This is a genomic window from Pandoraea iniqua, from assembly GCF_902459685.1.
Taxonomy (GTDB): Bacteria; Pseudomonadota; Gammaproteobacteria; order Burkholderiales; family Burkholderiaceae; genus Pandoraea; species Pandoraea iniqua.
Window position 1 is genome coordinate 19095 of the sequence record NZ_CABPSF010000011.1, and the last position, 16085, is coordinate 35179.

The 16085-nt window shown below is 64.1% G+C and carries 14 protein-coding genes; 6 read left to right on the plus strand and 8 right to left on the minus strand.

Annotated elements, in window-relative coordinates:
• Position 1: 1 nt before the first annotated feature.
• The 4 genes from nirD to PIN31009_RS26130 form a co-directional block, all read right to left on the minus strand.
• Positions 2-394 (minus strand): nitrite reductase small subunit NirD, encoded by a 393-nt coding sequence (gene nirD, locus PIN31009_RS26115; protein WP_150792019.1) that lies wholly within the window; start codon positions 392-394, stop codon positions 2-4.
• A gap of 10 nt (positions 395-404) precedes the next feature.
• A complete protein-coding gene (gene nirB, locus PIN31009_RS26120; protein WP_150792020.1) occupies positions 405-2897 on the minus strand; it encodes a nitrite reductase large subunit NirB in 2493 nt (830 codons plus the stop codon).
• A 341-nt stretch (positions 2898-3238) separates the two neighbouring features.
• Positions 3239-4612, minus strand: coding sequence for an MFS transporter (locus PIN31009_RS26125; protein ID WP_246185868.1), 1374 nt, complete (start codon positions 4610-4612; stop codon positions 3239-3241).
• A 150-nt stretch (positions 4613-4762) separates the two neighbouring features.
• Positions 4763-5932 carry an acyl-CoA dehydrogenase family protein gene (locus PIN31009_RS26130; RefSeq protein WP_150792021.1) on the minus strand — a complete coding sequence of 390 codons (1170 nt, stop codon included), beginning with the start codon at positions 5930-5932 and terminating at the stop codon, positions 4763-4765.
• A 140-nt stretch (positions 5933-6072) separates the two neighbouring features.
• On the opposite strand from PIN31009_RS26130, the gene PIN31009_RS26135 reads away from it, so the two are divergent.
• From PIN31009_RS26135 to PIN31009_RS26155, 5 genes are read left to right on the plus strand one after another with little or no spacing between them, the layout of a single operon-like run.
• The gene (locus PIN31009_RS26135; protein ID WP_058375671.1) at positions 6073-6546 is read left to right on the plus strand and encodes a MarR family winged helix-turn-helix transcriptional regulator; all 474 of its coding nucleotides are present in this window, start codon (positions 6073-6075) and stop codon (positions 6544-6546) included.
• Positions 6547-6549: 3 nt separating this feature from the next.
• Positions 6550-8550 (plus strand): FUSC family protein, encoded by a 2001-nt coding sequence (locus PIN31009_RS26140; RefSeq protein WP_150792022.1) that lies wholly within the window; start codon positions 6550-6552, stop codon positions 8548-8550.
• Positions 8547-8756 (plus strand): DUF1656 domain-containing protein, encoded by a 210-nt coding sequence (locus PIN31009_RS26145; protein WP_150686086.1) that lies wholly within the window; start codon positions 8547-8549, stop codon positions 8754-8756. Before PIN31009_RS26140 ends, PIN31009_RS26145 begins: the two co-directional genes overlap by 4 nt.
• Positions 8753-9757 (plus strand): efflux RND transporter periplasmic adaptor subunit, encoded by a 1005-nt coding sequence (locus tag PIN31009_RS26150; RefSeq protein WP_150686085.1) that lies wholly within the window; start codon positions 8753-8755, stop codon positions 9755-9757. Before PIN31009_RS26145 ends, PIN31009_RS26150 begins: the two co-directional genes overlap by 4 nt.
• Before the next feature lie 17 nt (positions 9758-9774).
• Positions 9775-11271, plus strand: coding sequence for an efflux transporter outer membrane subunit (locus PIN31009_RS26155; protein ID WP_150792050.1), 1497 nt, complete (start codon positions 9775-9777; stop codon positions 11269-11271).
• 262 nt (positions 11272-11533) lie between these two features.
• Here PIN31009_RS26155 and PIN31009_RS26160 read toward each other — a convergent pair whose 3' ends face one another.
• From PIN31009_RS26160 to PIN31009_RS26170, 3 genes are all read right to left on the minus strand, one after another.
• Positions 11534-11797: a DUF4148 domain-containing protein gene (locus tag PIN31009_RS26160; RefSeq protein ID WP_058375676.1), complete on the minus strand. Its 264-nt coding sequence runs from the start codon at positions 11795-11797 to the stop codon at positions 11534-11536.
• A gap of 310 nt (positions 11798-12107) precedes the next feature.
• Positions 12108-12875, minus strand: a complete 768-nt coding sequence (locus tag PIN31009_RS28415) for an autoinducer binding domain-containing protein (RefSeq protein ID WP_281355924.1) — start codon at positions 12873-12875, stop codon at positions 12108-12110.
• Positions 12876-13010: 135 nt separating this feature from the next.
• The gene (locus tag PIN31009_RS26170) at positions 13011-13904 is read right to left on the minus strand and encodes a LysR family transcriptional regulator (protein ID WP_150792023.1); all 894 of its coding nucleotides are present in this window, start codon (positions 13902-13904) and stop codon (positions 13011-13013) included.
• A gap of 124 nt (positions 13905-14028) precedes the next feature.
• Between PIN31009_RS26170 and PIN31009_RS26175 the strand changes: the two genes are divergently transcribed.
• A complete protein-coding gene (locus PIN31009_RS26175; RefSeq protein WP_150792024.1) occupies positions 14029-15204 on the plus strand; it encodes an MFS transporter in 1176 nt (391 codons plus the stop codon).
• Here PIN31009_RS26175 and PIN31009_RS26180 read toward each other — a convergent pair.
• Positions 15116-16057, minus strand: coding sequence for a LysR family transcriptional regulator (locus PIN31009_RS26180; RefSeq protein WP_150792025.1), 942 nt, complete (start codon positions 16055-16057; stop codon positions 15116-15118). The two genes, PIN31009_RS26175 and PIN31009_RS26180, sit on opposite strands and share 89 nt — an antisense overlap.
• Positions 16058-16085 lie beyond the last annotated feature (28 nt).

Here is a 16085-nt window from a genome sequence, read left to right on the forward strand (position 1 = left end):
CTCAGACGGTGGCCGACACGTCGGCATCCGCTGGCGTGTTGACTGTCGCGTCGTTCGTCTCGTCGCTCGTCTTGTCGAACGACAACAACACGTCGCTGCCGTCGAGCCGCACGGCGAAGCGCTCGGCGCAGCCCACATCGGGCGCGCAGGCCTGCCCCGTCGCGAGATCGATGTTCCACGCGTGCAGCGGACACGTCACACGCTCGCCGTGAACAATGCCCTGCGAGAGCGCACCGCCCTTGTGCGGGCACTTGTCACGCAGCGCGAAGACCTTGTCGCTCTCGGTGCGAAACAGCGCAATGTTGCCGTCGGGATGCGGCAATACACGCGTGCCCAGACGCGGAATCGCATCGATGTCGCACACGTGCAGCCAGATAGGTTGAGACATTGTCATGGCGTCGTCCTCAGGCGGTGGCAGGGGCAGCAGCAGAATGCGCGGCGACCGGTGTGATGGGGATGACCGGCTTGAGCGGCACATACTCATTCGCCTGCTTGCCGTCGATACGCGCTTGCCACGGGTCGGGCAGACCGTCGAGTGCATAGAGCAACCGTTCATATAGCGCGCGACGGTTCGCCGCATCGTGCACTACGCGTTGCTTCACGTAATCGAGCCCCACGCGCGCGAGGTAGTGCACCGTGCGATCGAGGTAATAGGCTTCTTCGCGATACAACTGAAGAAACGCGCCGGTGTATTCCTTGACCTCTTCGGCCGTCTTCACCTTGACGAGAAACTCGGCGACTTCCGTCTTGATGCCACCGTTGCCGCCCACATACAGTTCCCAGCCCGAGTCGACGGCGATTACACCCACGTCCTTGATACCCGCCTCGGCGCAGTTTCGCGGACACCCTGACACGGCCAGCTTCACCTTATGCGGCGACCACATGTTCGCGAGCATGGTCTCCAGATCGATACCCATCTGCGTGCTGTTCTGCGTGCCGAAGCGGCAGAACTCGCTGCCCACACACGTCTTCACGGTGCGGATCGACTTGCCGTAGGCGTGTCCCGACGGCATGCCCAGATCGCGCCACACGCTCACGAGGTCTTCTTTCTTCACGCCGAGCAAGTCGATGCGTTGCCCGCCCGTGACCTTGACCATCGGAATCTGGTACTTGTCCGCGACGTCCGCGATGCGGCGCAGTTCGCTCGCGTTCGTCACGCCGCCCTTCATCTGCGGCACGACCGAGAACGTGTTGTCTTTCTGAATGTTGGCGTGCACACGCTCGTTGACGAAGCGGCTTTGCGGATCGTCAACGGCCTCCTTGGGCCACGTGCTGAGCATGTAGTAGTTCAGCGCCGGACGGCAGGTCGCGCAACCGTTGGGTGTGCGCCATTCAAGAAAGTCGTAGGCCGCGCGATGCGACGTCAGCCGATGCTCGCGCACGGCGCGACGCACGTCGGCATGCGACAGATCAGTACAGCCGCAGATCGCCTTTTCTTTCGGCGCAGCGTCGTAAGTCGAGCCCAGCGTGCTCATCAGAATCTGCTCGCACAGCCCGGCGCACGAGCCGCAGGAGCTGGCGGCCTTGGTGTGCTTCTTCACGTCGTCGAGCGTGAAGAGCCCCTTCTCGGTGATGGCCTTCACGATGGTGCCCTTGCACACGCCGTTGCAACCGCACACTTCATCGGTGTCGGCCATGCCCGCCGCGCGGCTTTGCCCTTGTGTGCCGACGTCGCCCACGCTCGATTCGCCGAACATGATGCTGTTGCGCAACTCACCCAGCGCGCGCCCTTCGCGCAGCAGCTTGAAGTACCACGCGCCGTCGGCAGTGTCGCCGTACAGGCAGGCGCCGACGAGCTTGTCGTCGCGAATCACGAGCTTCTTGTAGACGCCCCCGGCCGGGTCGGACAACACGATTTCTTCGGTGCCGTCCCCGCCCAGAAAATCGCCTGCGGAAAACAGATCGATGCCGGTGACCTTGAGCTTGGTCGAGAGCACCGAGCCGCGATAACTGCCGATGCCCATCAACGCAAGGTGATTCGCGCAGACCTTGGCCTGTTCGAAGAGCGGGGCGACGAGACCGTAGGCCACGCCGCGATGGCTCACACATTCGCCGACCGCGTAGATGCGCGGGTCGTAAGTCTGGAGCGTGTCGGAGACGACGATGCCGCGCGAGCAATACAAGCCGGCCGCTTCGGCGAGCGTCGTGTTCGGGCGGATACCGGCAGCCATCACCACCAGATCGGCCGCGATCTCTTCGCCATTCGCGAAGCGCACCGCGCGCACGGCACCGGTCGTGCCGTCGTCACTGTCGCCAAGAATCGCCGCCGTCTGATGCGACAGGCGGAACGTCAGGCCGCGCTCCTCCAGCGACTGCTGCAACAGCTTGCCCGCCGTGGCATCGAGCTGGCGCTCAAGCAACGTCTCTGCCAGATGCACCACCGTGACTTCCATGCCGCGCAGCTTCAGACCGTTGGCCGCTTCCAGACCGAGCAGGCCGCCACCGATGACCACCGCGTGACGCTTGACGCGAGCGGTCTCGATCATGGTTTCGGTATCGCGAATGTCGCGATAGCTAATCACGCCATCGAGGTCCTTGCCCGGTACCGGCAGGATGAACGGGCTCGATCCGGTCGCGATCAGCAGGCGATCGTAGGGCGCTTCGGTGCCATCGGCGCAGCGCACGACGCGGCGCGGCCGGTCGATTTGCGTGACCTCTTTGCCCAAGTGCAGCGTGATGCCCTTCTCGGCATACCAATCGAGGGGGTTGAGCACGATGTCGGCAAACGCCTGTTCACCCGCGAGCACCGGCGAAAGCAGGATGCGGTTGTAGTTCGGATGCGGCTCCGCGCCGAACACGGTGATGTCGTATTGATTCGGCGCGATCTCCAGCAGCTCCTCGAGCGTGCGGATACCGGCCATGCCATTGCCGATGACGACCAGACGAGGTTTGCGCATGTTGACAGCTCCTGTGGCAGCGCCCGAAAAACAAAACGGCGTCCGTCCGTGCCGCAGCACGGAGGGACGCCGTTGTCCGGTGGGTGCAACGCAGGCTTGCCCCTGACGTCGCACCGGTATCAATGCTCGCGACGCCTTTGCCGCTAGCGATAGTGACTACGCAACAAGCATGCCAGCGAGGGTGCAGTCATCGGCAAAGCGTTGCCGGATAAGGCAGGAGGGGAGGAAGAACAGAGGGAGCGAGGCAAGCGGCAGGGGCAACGTGCTGCACCGCAGCAGTGCACAACCCGGTTCACCCGCACCACGATGACGCGGGCGAACCACGATGCGGCACGCCTTGATCAGCGAACCGTGCGGGGCGAATGTCCGCTCACTTGCGCGCCGGCATCTGCCGGGAGACGTGCGCCATCGATCAGACCGAGCAACGCCAGCGCGCCCATTGCGACAAACGTCCACCGGAAGCTTGCCGCGCTGTAGGGCGTCGCCCCGGCCACTTCGGTCATCTTGAGCACCAGCGCACCGAGCGCGATGCCCAGCCCCGAGGTCATCTGCTGCAACGCCGAGAACAGCGTCGATGCCCCGCTCATGTCGTCGGGCGGTACGTCGGCAAAACCCATGGTCGCCAACGTCGTGAACTGCACCGAACGGCAGATACCGCCGAAGAGCAGCACGAGCGCACTGATCCAGAGCGGCGTCGTTGCCGTGAGCAGCGCACACAACGCGAAGCCGATCGCCACGAGCACACCATTACCGAGCAGCACGCCGCGAAAACCGAAGCGCCGCATGATCGGTGTCGTGGCGGGCTTGATGCCAAGGTTGCCCGCGAACAGCGCCAGCATCAGCAGCCCCGATGTCACGGCGCTCATGCCGAACGCCAGTTGAAACATGAGCGGCAGCAGAAACGGCGCGCTGCCGATGGCAATCCGGAACAGCGAGCCGCCCCAGACCACCACCGCGAATGTCTGCACCCGAATCGCGCCCAGATTGATGAGCGGATGCGGCGTGCGAAGAAAGTGCCGCACCGACCACACCATGGCGACACCACCGACGACGAGGCAACCGATCACCATCGGCCAGTCGGCCGGCGTGCGGCTGGCCAGCTCCACGCCGAACATCAACGCACTCGCGCCGACTCCGCTCGCGACAAAGCCCGCAAAGTCGAACGGCTTGCGCTGCCCCGGCGACGGTTTCACCAACCACAACGCCGCCGCAAACGCAGCGATGCCCAGCGGCACGTTGATAAGGAAGATCCAGTGCCAGCTCCACGTCGACGAGATGAAACCGCCCAACGCGGGCCCGAGCACCGGCGCGGCAAGCCCGGGCCAAGTGATGGTGGCGATGGCGCGAACGAGCGCCGGTTTGGGGGTATTGCGCAACACGACGAGCCGTCCGACGGGCACCATCATCGCGCCCGCCAGCCCTTGCAGCACGCGACACACGGTGAACATGTCGAGGCTGGTGCTCATCGCGCACAGCACCGAAGCCAGCGTGAACAAGGCAATCGCCGACGGAAACACGCGGCGCGGTCCGAGCCGGTCAGCCAGCCACCCGCTCGCGGGAATAAACGCGGCCAGTGCGACCAGATAGGCCGACAAGCCAATGGAAAGCGCGGAAGGGGCCACCCCGAAGTCGTGCGCCATGGCGGGCAGCGACGTGGTGATAATCGTCGCGTCGAGGTTCTCCATGAAGAAGGTCGACGCGACGAGCAACGGCAAGGCCGTTTGCGAGACCGTCCGGGCGGATGTCGCTGGCGGACGGTGTGGGGATGGCGATTGCGGGCCTTGCGATGACGGGTCGGACACGACGGCAGCTCTTGGGGGCAGCGAACGCCAGCGAGTGTATCAGGGCGAATGCCGCCTGAAACGTCAATCGTCCTGCATCAATGCGCGGCCGATGATCAGTTGCTGAATCTGCGTCGTGCCTTCGTAAAGGCGCAGCAGGCGCACGTCGCGGTAGAAGCGCTCGACCTTGTACTCGTTGATATAGCCCGCGCCGCCATGCACTTGCACGCCGCGATCGGCCACGCGCCCGACCATTTCGGTGCAGAACAGCTTGGCGCACGACGCCAGCATGCTCACCTCGGCGTCGCGCTTGCCCGCCGGTTTGGCGTCGTATCGATTCGCACAGTCCTGCACCATCGACCAGCCGGCATAAAGCTCGGCCTGACTGTCGGCCAGCATAGCCTGCACCAGTTGAAAGTCGCCGATGCGCTGGCCGAACTGCTTGCGCTCGCGCGCATACGCCACGGCCTCGTTGAGAATGCGCTGCGCCATGCCGCAGGAGAGCGCCGCCACATGCAGGCGGCCGCGATCGAGCACCTTCATGGCCGTCTTGAACCCTTTGCCCGCCTCGCCGCCGATGATATTGGCTGCCGGCACGCGCACGCCATCGAGCACCACGTCGCAGGTCTTCGTGCCGCGCTGGCCCATCTTCTTGTCGGGCTTGCCGAGCGAGAGCCCCGGCGTGTCGGCCGGCACGATGAAGGCCGAGATGCCGCCCGCCCCCTCGCCGCCCGTGCGCGCCATCAACGTGAACGCTCCGGCGCGCGGTGCGTTGGTGATAAAGCGCTTCACGCCGTCGATGACATAGACGTCGCCGTCGAGCACGGCGCGCGTCTTGAGTGCAGCGGGATCGGAGCCGGCATCGGGCTCCGTCAGCGCAAACGACATGACCAGCTCGCCGCTCGCCACACGTGGCAGCAGGTCGCTTTTCTGGGCTTCGGTACCGTCCATCAGAATGCCTTGCGAGCCGATACCGACGTTGGTGCCGAATACCGAGCGAAACGCCAGCGACGTCTGGCCGAACTCGTAGGCCACGCGCACTTCCTGCGCCATCGACAGACCGATGCCGCCGTATTCCTCGGGAATCGACAGGCCGAAGAGGCCCATTTCCTTCATGTCCTCGACCAGCGCGGCAGGCACTTCGTCGTGTTCTTCGACGTCGTTCTCGGCGGGCACGAGCCGCTCGCGAATAAAACGTTGCACGGTCGCGAGCAGCAGCGCGAACGATTCGCTATCCAGTCCTTTCGATGTCATAAGCCGTGTTTCCTGAGTGCCGGTGGCGCCATTTTGGTTTCTGTATCTTACCTTCGGGGGCGGTCGGCGGCATTCCTTCGTCTGAAGCAATACCATATTAACTAGCATCCTAATTATTAGTTAACATATAATCTTTCTCCATGACCTCCTTAGAATCGCTCCGCTTCGCTTTCACGAGCCACCTGTTGCTGGCCGGTAAGCAGTGGCGCCAGTTATCGCAAAGCGCAATCGTCGAGTACGGCATTTCTGCCGCCAGCGCCGGGCCGCTGCTGTTCATCCGCCGTCTTGGCCAGGGTGTGCGTCAGGTCGAGCTTGCCGAATATGTCGGGCTCGAAGGCGCCTCGCTGGTGCGGCTGCTCGATCAGTTGTGCGCCGCCGGGCTCGTGCTGCGCGAAGTCGATGCCAGCGACCGGCGCGCCAACGCGCTGCGGCTGACGGAGGCCGGCGAAGCGCTCGCCGAAAAGCTCGAAATCGAACTCAGCCAGTTGCGCGCGAAGGTTTTCGCCAACGTGCCCCGCGAGGATTTCGAAGCGGTGTTGCGCGTGTTCGAAATCCTCTCCAGCGCGACGGGTCCCGATGCGACCATTCTCGCGATGGTGCCCCCCAAGAAGTAAACCGTGTTCAATTGGCCATCCTCACGCGACTGGATTTTCTCGATCAAGGCGTTTGTCGCCTCGATGCTGGCGCTCTACATCGCGCTCGCGCTCGGCCTGCCCCGCCCTTACTGGGCAATGGCCACGGTCTACATCGTGTCGCATCCGCTCACGGGCGCCACGCGCTCCAAGGCCCTGTACCGGGTGCTGGGCACGCTGCTCGGCGCCACCGCGTCGATCGTCTTCGTCCCCGCGCTGGTCAATACGCCTGAATTGCTGATGGCAGCGGTCGGCCTGTGGACCGGCACGCTGCTCTATATTTCGTTGCTCCATCGCTCGCCGCGCAGCTATGTGTTTTTGCTCGCGTCGTACACGCTGCCGCTGATCGCCCTGCCTGCGGTCGGGACGCCCGACGGGATCTTCGACATCGCCGTGGCGCGCTCGGAAGAGATCATTCTCGGCATCGTCTGTGCCAGCGTCGTCGGCGCCATCATCTTGCCCACCAGCGTGGCGAAGGTATTGCACGATCGCTCGGGACGCTGGCTCGTCGATGCCGCGCGCTGGACCATGGACATGCTCTCGGCCGACCCCGACGGCAAGGCCGCGCGCCACATGAGCCGCCACCGGATGGCGGCCGACATTCTGGCGCTCGACCAGTTGATCAGCCAGCTTTCGTACGACGCCGATACCTCGGCGCGCGTGCGCGATGCGCAGGAGCTGCGCGGGCGCATGACGATGATGATGCCGGTGCTCTCGACCGTGGCATCGCTGGTGCAGACACTTCGCCAACACCCACAGGGTGCCCCTGAGGCGCTAGAAGCCAAGATGGCCGACGTGGTTGCATGGCTGCGTCAGGGCGCCCCGTCACCGGCGCCGGCGCATCTGCTCAAGCCTGCGGCATTGCCCGGCGAAGCCTCCGACTGGTATGCCGCGCTCGTTTCGGCGACCGAAGACCGCCTGCGCTCGCTCGTGCAGTTGTGGCAGGACTGCGTGTCGCTGCAACGCCGTTTCGGTCAGACCGACGAGGCGCCCGAGTGGAAACCGGCGTTTCCATATTGGGAACTGGGCGGCGCGCGCCACTACGACCACGGCTTGCTGCTGTTCTCGACGGTGTCGGCAGCGTTGTGCACGTTCCTGATGGGCATGGCGTGGATCTATACGGGCTGGAACGACGGCGCCGCCGGCGTCTCGCTCGGTGCCGTGGCTTGCTGCTTCTTCGCGGCGATGGATGAGCCCGCACCGTTCATCCGCTCATTCTTCTGGGCGACGGCCGTGTGCGTGGTCTTCGCTGCCGTGTACGTGTTCTTCATCCTGACGAATGCGCACGACTTCGGTCTGCTGGTGGCGATGTTTGCCGTGCCGTATCTCTTGCTCGGCACGTTCATCCCGCAGCCGCGCTTCACGATGGTGGCGATGCTCGTTGCCGTGAATACGGCGAGCTTCGTCGGCATTCAGGGCGGCTACAGCGCTGACTTCTCGGCGTTCTTCAACAGCAACATCGCGGGTCTTGCCGGCGTGCTGTTCGCGCTGCTCTGGACCTTGCAAACCCGCCCGTTCGGCACACGCGTGGCGATGCGGCGGCTGATTCATTCGAGCTGGCGCGACATTGCGAAGAACGCTGTCGGTCGGTCGGTTGCCGAACACGGCCGCCTGCGGGCACGCCTGCTCGACCGGCTTGGCCAGTTGGTGCCGCGACTCGCTGCCAGCGAGAGCGAAACGTCGAGCGACGGCTTTACCGAAGTACGCGTCGAACTCTCGGCGCTGGCGTTGCAGCGAGAGCTGCCGCATCTGAATTCCTCGCAGCGCGATGCCGTACAGGCCGTGCTCACCGACGTGGCGCGCTTTTATCAGTCGCGACTCGACGAACAAGTGAGCCAGCCCGACACCACGCTGCACGACAAACTGCTGGGCGCTGTGCGCTCGTTGGTGGCCCATAGCGATCAGGCCTCGCGCAGTGCGCGCGCCTCGCTCATGGACATCCACGTTGCGCTGTTCCCGGCCACACGACCTGAGAGTGCCCAATGAGCGGAGAGATCGACATCTACGGCGTATTCGTGCCGATGCTGCTGGCCCTGATGATCGTGGCCTTCGTGCTGACAGGTGCGCTGCGCTTCGTGCTTGCGCGCATCGGCTTTTACAAGCTGGTCTGGCACCGTTCGTTATTCAACCTTGCTGTGTACATCATTGCGCTGGGCGGCATTGTCGCTATCGTGCGCGCCTGCCAATCATGAAACTGAAACTTCGCTCCCTTGGGCCCGTCATCCTGACGCTCGCCGTCTCGGTCGTTGCGGTCTTTGTTCTCCTGCACCTGTGGGACTACTACACCGTCGCCCCGTGGACCCGCGACGGCCGCATTCGTGCCGACATCGTGCAGGTAGCGCCCGACGTCTCCGGCCTCATCACCGATGTCGAGGTCAAGGACAACCAGCCCGTACATCGCGGCGACCTGCTGTTCGTGATCGACCGCGACCGCTACACGCTGGCGCTGCAACAGGCCGAAGCCAACGCCGCCGCGCTGCGCGCCACGCTCGCGCAATCGCGCCGCGAGAACGCCCGCAATCATCAACTGACCGAAGTCGTCGCGAAGGAAGTCGTCGAAGCCGGTCAGGCCAAGGTCGAGTCGGGTGAAGCTGCGGTGGCGCAAGCCAATGCCGCCGTGCAACTCGCCAAGCTCAATCTCGAACGCACCCGCGTGCTGGCACCGGCCGACGGCTATCTGAACGATCGCCTGCCGCGCGTGGGCGACTACGTGAGCACGGGCCGCCCGGTGCTCTCGATGGTCGACGCGAATTCGCTGCATGTGGAAGGTTATTTCGAAGAAACGAAGATGCGCGGCATTCACATCGGCGACAAGGTTGAAGTGCGCCTGATGGGCGAGCGCCACGTGCTGCACGGTCATGTGCAGAGCATCGTCGCCGGCATCGAAGACCGCGACCGCACCAGCGGCGCGTCGATGCTGCCGAACGTCAACCCGACGTTCAACTGGGTGCGTCTTGCCCAGCGCATTCCGGTGCGCATCGCGCTCGACGATGTGCCCAAGGACATGCGGCTCGTCGCCGGCCGCACCGCCACCGTGACGGTCGTGGAAGCACAGGGCCATAAATCGGAAGAAGGATCGAAAGAAGGTAATCCGTCAAAGTCCGCCGCGGCCGCTGAGGCCACTGACAGCGCTGCGCACACCACCGTTGCCGCCGCGCGCACGACAGGTTCCCTTCAGGGAGCACAGCAGTGAAAACCAGATTGATCTTGATGAGTGCGGTGGCTGCGGCCGCAGCACTCGTCGCGGGCTGCACCACCGTCGGTCCCGACTACCATCTGCCGGAGAACTCGGTGATGCGCTCGGCGCAGGCCAATGGCCCGATCACAACGGCCAACCAGCGCGCCGTGTCGATCGGTGAGGTGCCGGACGACTGGTGGCAACTCTACGACGACCCGAAGCTCGACGCGCTAGTGAAGCAGGCCCTCGCCGCGAACACCAACGTGCGCGTGGCCGTGGCCAACGTGCAGCGCGCGATTGCGATGTACCACGAAGTCGAATCGGAAAATCTGCCGCAAGGCGGCGTCGAAGCCAACGCGGCGCGCGCGCAGCTTTCCGGCGAGAGCTTCCTTCAGGAAGAAAAGCTGCCGGTGATCAATCTGGCTGCCGCTGCACTGTCGATCTCGTATCAGATCGACTTCTTCGGCCGGCTCGCCCGTGCAGATGAAGCCGCGCTCGCCGCCGCTGAAGCCAGCCACGCCGCGCTCGATGTGGCCCGCGTCAGCGTGGCCGCCGAAACCGTGCGCGCCTACGTGCAAAGCTGCGCGGCCAATCACGAGTTCGACATCGCGAACGATCAACTGAAGTTGCAGGAAAAGAGCGTGGCGATCACGCGCAAGCTCGTCGATGTCGGCCGCGATCAGCCGACCGATCTGCTGCGCGCACAGTCGCAAGCCGACACATTACGCGCTGCCCTGCCCCACTTCAAGGCGCAACACGAAGCCGCCACGTACAGGCTCGCCGTGATGCTCGGCAAAGTGCCGGGCTCGCTCGATCCGAAGCTGACCGAATGCCGTCAGATTCCGCAACTCAAGCAGGCGCTGCCCGTCGGTGACGGTACGGCACTGCTCAAGCGCCGCCCCGACGTGCGTCAGGCCGAGCGCGAGCTGGCCTCGGCCACGGCCAAGATCGGCGTAGCCACGGCAGATCTGTATCCGACCATTCGTATTGGCGCGTCGGTCGGCGCCAGCGGCATGCTCGAACACTTCGGGCAGGGCCGTACGGAGCAGTGGAGCGTGGGCCCGATGATCTCGTGGTCGCTGCCGACCAACGGCGTGCGTGCCCACATCAAGGGCATGGAAGCCGGCGCCGATGCTGCGCTCGCGCACTTCGACGGCGTGGTGCTCAAGGCCTTGCAGGAAACGCAGACGTCCCTGTCGGCCTACACCCACGAACTCGAACGCGACGACGCCCTGCGCGATGCCCGCGACAAGTCGAGTCTCGCAGCGGATCAGAACCGCAAGCTGTATCAGGCCGGCCGCGCGCCGTACCTCACGAGTCTCGACGCCGATCGCACGCACGCCAGTACGGAAGCGGCACTGGCCGCCTCGCAGACACAAGTCGCTTTGGATCAGATCAACCTGTTCCTCGCCCTTGGCGGTGGCTGGCAGTCGAGCGCCGCCAACGATGCGACGTCACTGGCGGAATCGCATGCGAAGCACGAGAAGGTGGAAAACACTTCCGAGGCACCGGTCGTCAAGACAAACTGAGCTTCACGAAAAAGCTCGACGCAAAAAAGCGGATGTTGTCGCAAGACACATCCGCTTTCTCTTTGCCTCGACCACAAAACACCGGGCCCCAGAAACACACAAGCCCCGTCGGGAACGAATCCTCGGGCGGGGCTGTGGTAAGTGACGCGGTACGGCGTCGGGTTGATTCGCGCGGCGCGGGCGGGACGCAAAGGTCAGGCGGGCCGTCGGCGAATCGGGTGCAACGAACAGCAGGTCAAACGGACAACGTGGGCTTGCGTGCTTAGTTGGTCATCGGTTGCGTTGCGACACCTTGCTGTGCGGCTTCGATTTCGGCCGTACGTTTTTGCAGTTGAATCGACTGCTCATAGGTGTACGGGAAATTGAATTCCGTCACCGGCGAGAGACCGAGTTCACGCGCGGCTTGCAGTTCGGCACGCACATGCGCACGCGTCACACCACCCGTTTGCGTCTGGTCGGCAAATGCCGAACCGGCGGCCATGGCAAAGCCAACGAGCGCGACGGCAGTCAGCAGGTTCTTTTTCATGGAAAACTCCTTTTATCGTTAATTTGACGCTCAGGGAGCGAAAACCGCATTCAAGCCAGCTTTCGTCCTGAGTAAATTATAGTTTTCCCCTAGCAATGAGCCAGCCCGATTGCGACAACACACTGTTTCGCAAAAGCTGTTAAATCGGGGCGAATTGCGCGCTAAATGGCGCCGGAATGGCAAACGGGCGGCGGCGAGATGGCATCGATCTCTCGAAGATCGAGCCATTTCATCCAGCGGGGAATGGAAAGCGGTGTTGCCGGGGAAATGCGAGGGAATTCAGGACGATGAATCAACGCCGTCCGCGAATTCAGGGGGCAATCAATCCACTGCTAATGGCAGCGGCAATGGCCTGATGCCGATTGACGGCACCCAGCTTGCGCTTGGCGTTATTGATGTGGAACGTCACGGTGTGCTCGGATATCTTCAGAATCAGACCGATTTCCCATGCCGTCTTGCCGCGCGCCGCCCACAGCAGACTCTCGATCTCGCGCGGACTCAACTTGCCTGCACTGCGACTGGCCACCCATTGCATGTCGAGTTGCTGCACAGCCTGATGGAAGTACAGCGCGCCCAGATAGATCTCGCCCATCATGTGCGCTTCGTGCTCGGCGCACTCTTCCGGCGATTGCGACGTGGCCGCCGTGAAGATGGCACGCTCGCCGGCCGCACCGTACAGCGGCACGGTCACACCGCAGCCGAGTCCGTGCTCACGCGCATCCGCGAAGATCGGATGCGGCCGTTTCTGTGTGAGAAACGAGCGCCAGAGAATCGGTAGCGGCGACAAGTTCGCGGCGATGAGCACCGGGTCCACTTCCGCATAACCGGCCACCTGATAACGCTCGATCCACGCGCCCGGAAACGTCGTAAAGATGTGCCGGCTCGGCATGCCCTCGGCGGTGATGCGCTCGTCGCCCGCGTGAAACGCCGCCGGCTCGCGCTCGCGGCGCGGCAGCAACGGTGCGTAGAACAGCGCGTGATAACCCAGTACGTGCGTCAGTTGCTGAAATTCTGCGTCAAGCGCCTCGACCGAGCGGGCGCTGAGGAGCCCCTCATATCGGTAAAGATTGTGATGCATTTCCAATTGCACTTTCTTGTTAGATGCCGATGTTGGCGCATTGTAGTCCGAGCTTCGCATTTTGCGGATAGTTTATTTTGAGCAGTAAAACAACACGCCCCGTTGACGTGGACTGCCAATTATTAACATGCGACATCATGTCGCGCTGCCCAGACCTTCCAGCGCTTGCAGCACGCGGCGCAAACCGGGCGCCAGCGGTTTATCCTGCCGCACGACGATCGCCAGCGTGCGCGAGAGTTCCGGCGTCAACGCAGCAATGCGCAGGCCTCGTCGATGGTGCGCAGCGCTCACGGCCATGCGCGGCACGATGCTGTAGCCGAGCCCCGCAGCGACCATTTCCTTGATGGCTTCGATGCTGCCGAGTGCCATCACCGGACGCACGCGCAACCCCGCTTGCAAAAACCACTCATCGATCAAAAGCCGCGTGCTGCTGCCGGTTTCGAAGGCCACCATCGGCATGGCCGCCAGCGCATGCGGCGTGACTTCTTCGGGCCAGTCTTGCGCCCCCGATGCGCCGATGGCGACGAACTCGTCGCGCAACACCGGCGTGATGTGCAGGCTGCGTCCGGCGGCAGGCAACGTCACCAGCCCCACATCGAGACGGTTCTCCGTTACGGCAGCCAAAACATCGTCGGTATTGCCGGTGCTCACACGAATGTCGAGCGCCGGATGGCGCTTGCGCATCGCGCGCAACATGGGCGGCAGCAAGTGGATACATGCGGTCGCCCCCGTGCCGATGGCAACCTCCCCTGCAACGCCCTCGGCATGTGTGGACAACGCCTGCAAAGCCTCTTCGACGACAGCATCGATACGTCGCGCGTGTTCTAGCAACGTGAGCCCGGCCGACGACGGCTTGAGCCGCTTGCCCACGCGCTCGATCAGGCGCACGTTCAGGCGTTGCTCCAGTTGGCGCACCTGAAGGCTGACGGCGGGTTGCGACAGATCGAGGCGATCGGCGGCGGCGGAGAAACTGCCGGCGTCGATGACCTCGGCGAAGGTATGGAGTTGATCCAGATTCAGGCGGCGCATCTCAAAGTTTCCCTTATGGATCGAATAAGATGCCAAGACTTTACCAAGAGATGGGCTGCGCGCACCATGGCAGCCTCCCCCGGCCATTCGTTGCTGCCCGTCCCGGCATGCGCCCTACATCACCATGCCCACCGTCGTCACGCTAGGTCTTGCGCAACTGATCAACTGGGGCGTGAGCTTCTATCTGCCCGGCGCTTTTGCATGGCGCATCGTGCAGACAACCGGCTGGGCGCAGACGATCGTGTTTGCCGGCCCATCGCTCGCCATGCTGGTGATGGCCGCCGTCTCGCCGTATTCGGGCCGCTGGCTCGAACGCTTCGGTGGCCGCCGCGTGATGTGCGCCGGCACGCTCATCTGTTCGACAGGCTGCGCGGTGCTCGCCACCAGCACGACGCTGGTGCAGTTCTACGGCGCGTGGTGCCTGCTTGGCGTCGGCATGCGGTTGTCGCTTTACGATGCCGCTTTCGCGACGCTCGCCACGCTTTACGGCGCCGCCGCGCGTCGGCCGATGACACAGATCACGTTGATGGGCGGGCTCGCCACGACCGTCTTCTGGCCATTGGGCAATTGGCTAGGCGACGCGTGGGGATGGCGCGCGGGGGTGTGGGTCTACGGCGGGTTCGGCCTGATCGCGTGGGGGTTGCTGTGCAGCCTGCCGCCGACGCCACCGCGTGCGGCCACGGCAGGTGAAACGCCAAAGACTGCGACGGCGTTGCCGTGCCGCCCTGCCCTGCTCTACGGCAGTGTCATGGCGCTGGTGTCGATCCTGTCGTCAGGACTGGCAGCGCACTTGACCGCATTGCTCGGCGCATACGGATTGCCGGTCGGCCTCGCTGCGCTATGGGGGCTGGGGCAAGTGTGTGCCCGCATGCTGGAGTGGCTGCAACCGCGTCAGACCAGCGCGGTGAGGCTCAACGTGATCGTCGGCTGCGGCCTGCCGTTGTGCTTCGCGTTGGGACTGGCGGGCATGTCGTCGCTCGTGGCGGCAGCCGTGTTCATCTTCGCGTATGGGGCGCTCAACGGTCTGGCCACCCTGCTGCGCGCCAGCTTGCCACTGGAACTCTTTGCGCATGGCGCCTATGCCCGCGCGTTAGGCACGTTGCTGACGCCCGCGTTTGCGTTCTCCGCCATCGCCCCTTGGGGCTATGCACTGGCGCGCGAGCACTGGGGCGATCTCGCCATTCTCTGGGTATCGCTCGGTATCGGCCTGCTTATCGCGTGCGCGGCAATAGCGTTGCTGCGTCAGGCGCAGCGAGCGCCTGCTCCACAAACACCCGCAGAAACTCAATCCACGATTTGACCTTCGCGTCGAGATACAGCCGCGAGGCATAGACGGCGTACACGTTGGTGCCCTGCAATTCATAGTCGGGCAGCACACGCACCAACGCACCGCTGCGCAAGGCGGGCAACGCCGAGAGCAATGGCACCGGGCCCACGCCGCAGCCGCTGATCAGCGCGGCCGCCAGCGAGTCGGCCGTATTCACGCGCAAACGCCCCGTGGGCACGGGAATCTTCACGCGCCCGTCGGGCCCTTCGAAATGCCAGTGATCGACGGAATAGTGCGGTGCGATGAGCCGCACTTGCGTGTGCTGTGCCAGTTCGTCCAGCGAGGCCGGCGCGCCATGCATTTCCAGATACAGCGGCGCGGCGCACAGGACCGACGCCATGCGGCAGATACGGGTCGAGACGAGGCCGGAATCGGGCAGCTGCGCCGTCGCCAGCCGCAGCGATACGTCGATGTTCTGTTCCAGCAGGTCGGGCACCCGTGAAGACAGAATGAGATCGGCCTGCACGTCCGGGTGTTGCTCGAGAAATCGCGCCAGTGCGGGGATGACGAACACCTGCCCGAAGCTGGCAGGTGCGTGCAGACGCAGCGTGCCGCTCGGCGCAGCGCTTGCCGCCCCGGCCTCCGCCTCGGAGTCTTCGACCAACGAGAGAATCTCGCGGCAGCGCGCGAGATAGCGATGACCGGCATCGGTCAGCGCCAGCTTTCGCGTCGTGCGATGGAGCAGGCGGGTGCGCAGATGCGCTTCGAGTTCCGAGACCGCTTTCGAGGCTTGTGGCGTGGTCATGTCGAGCGCACGCGCCGCACCGGCAAAGCTTGCCGCATCGGCCACACGCACGAAGATCCGCATGTTCTTGAGGGTGTTCATGGAGCGTCATGATATATGCACGTGCCCC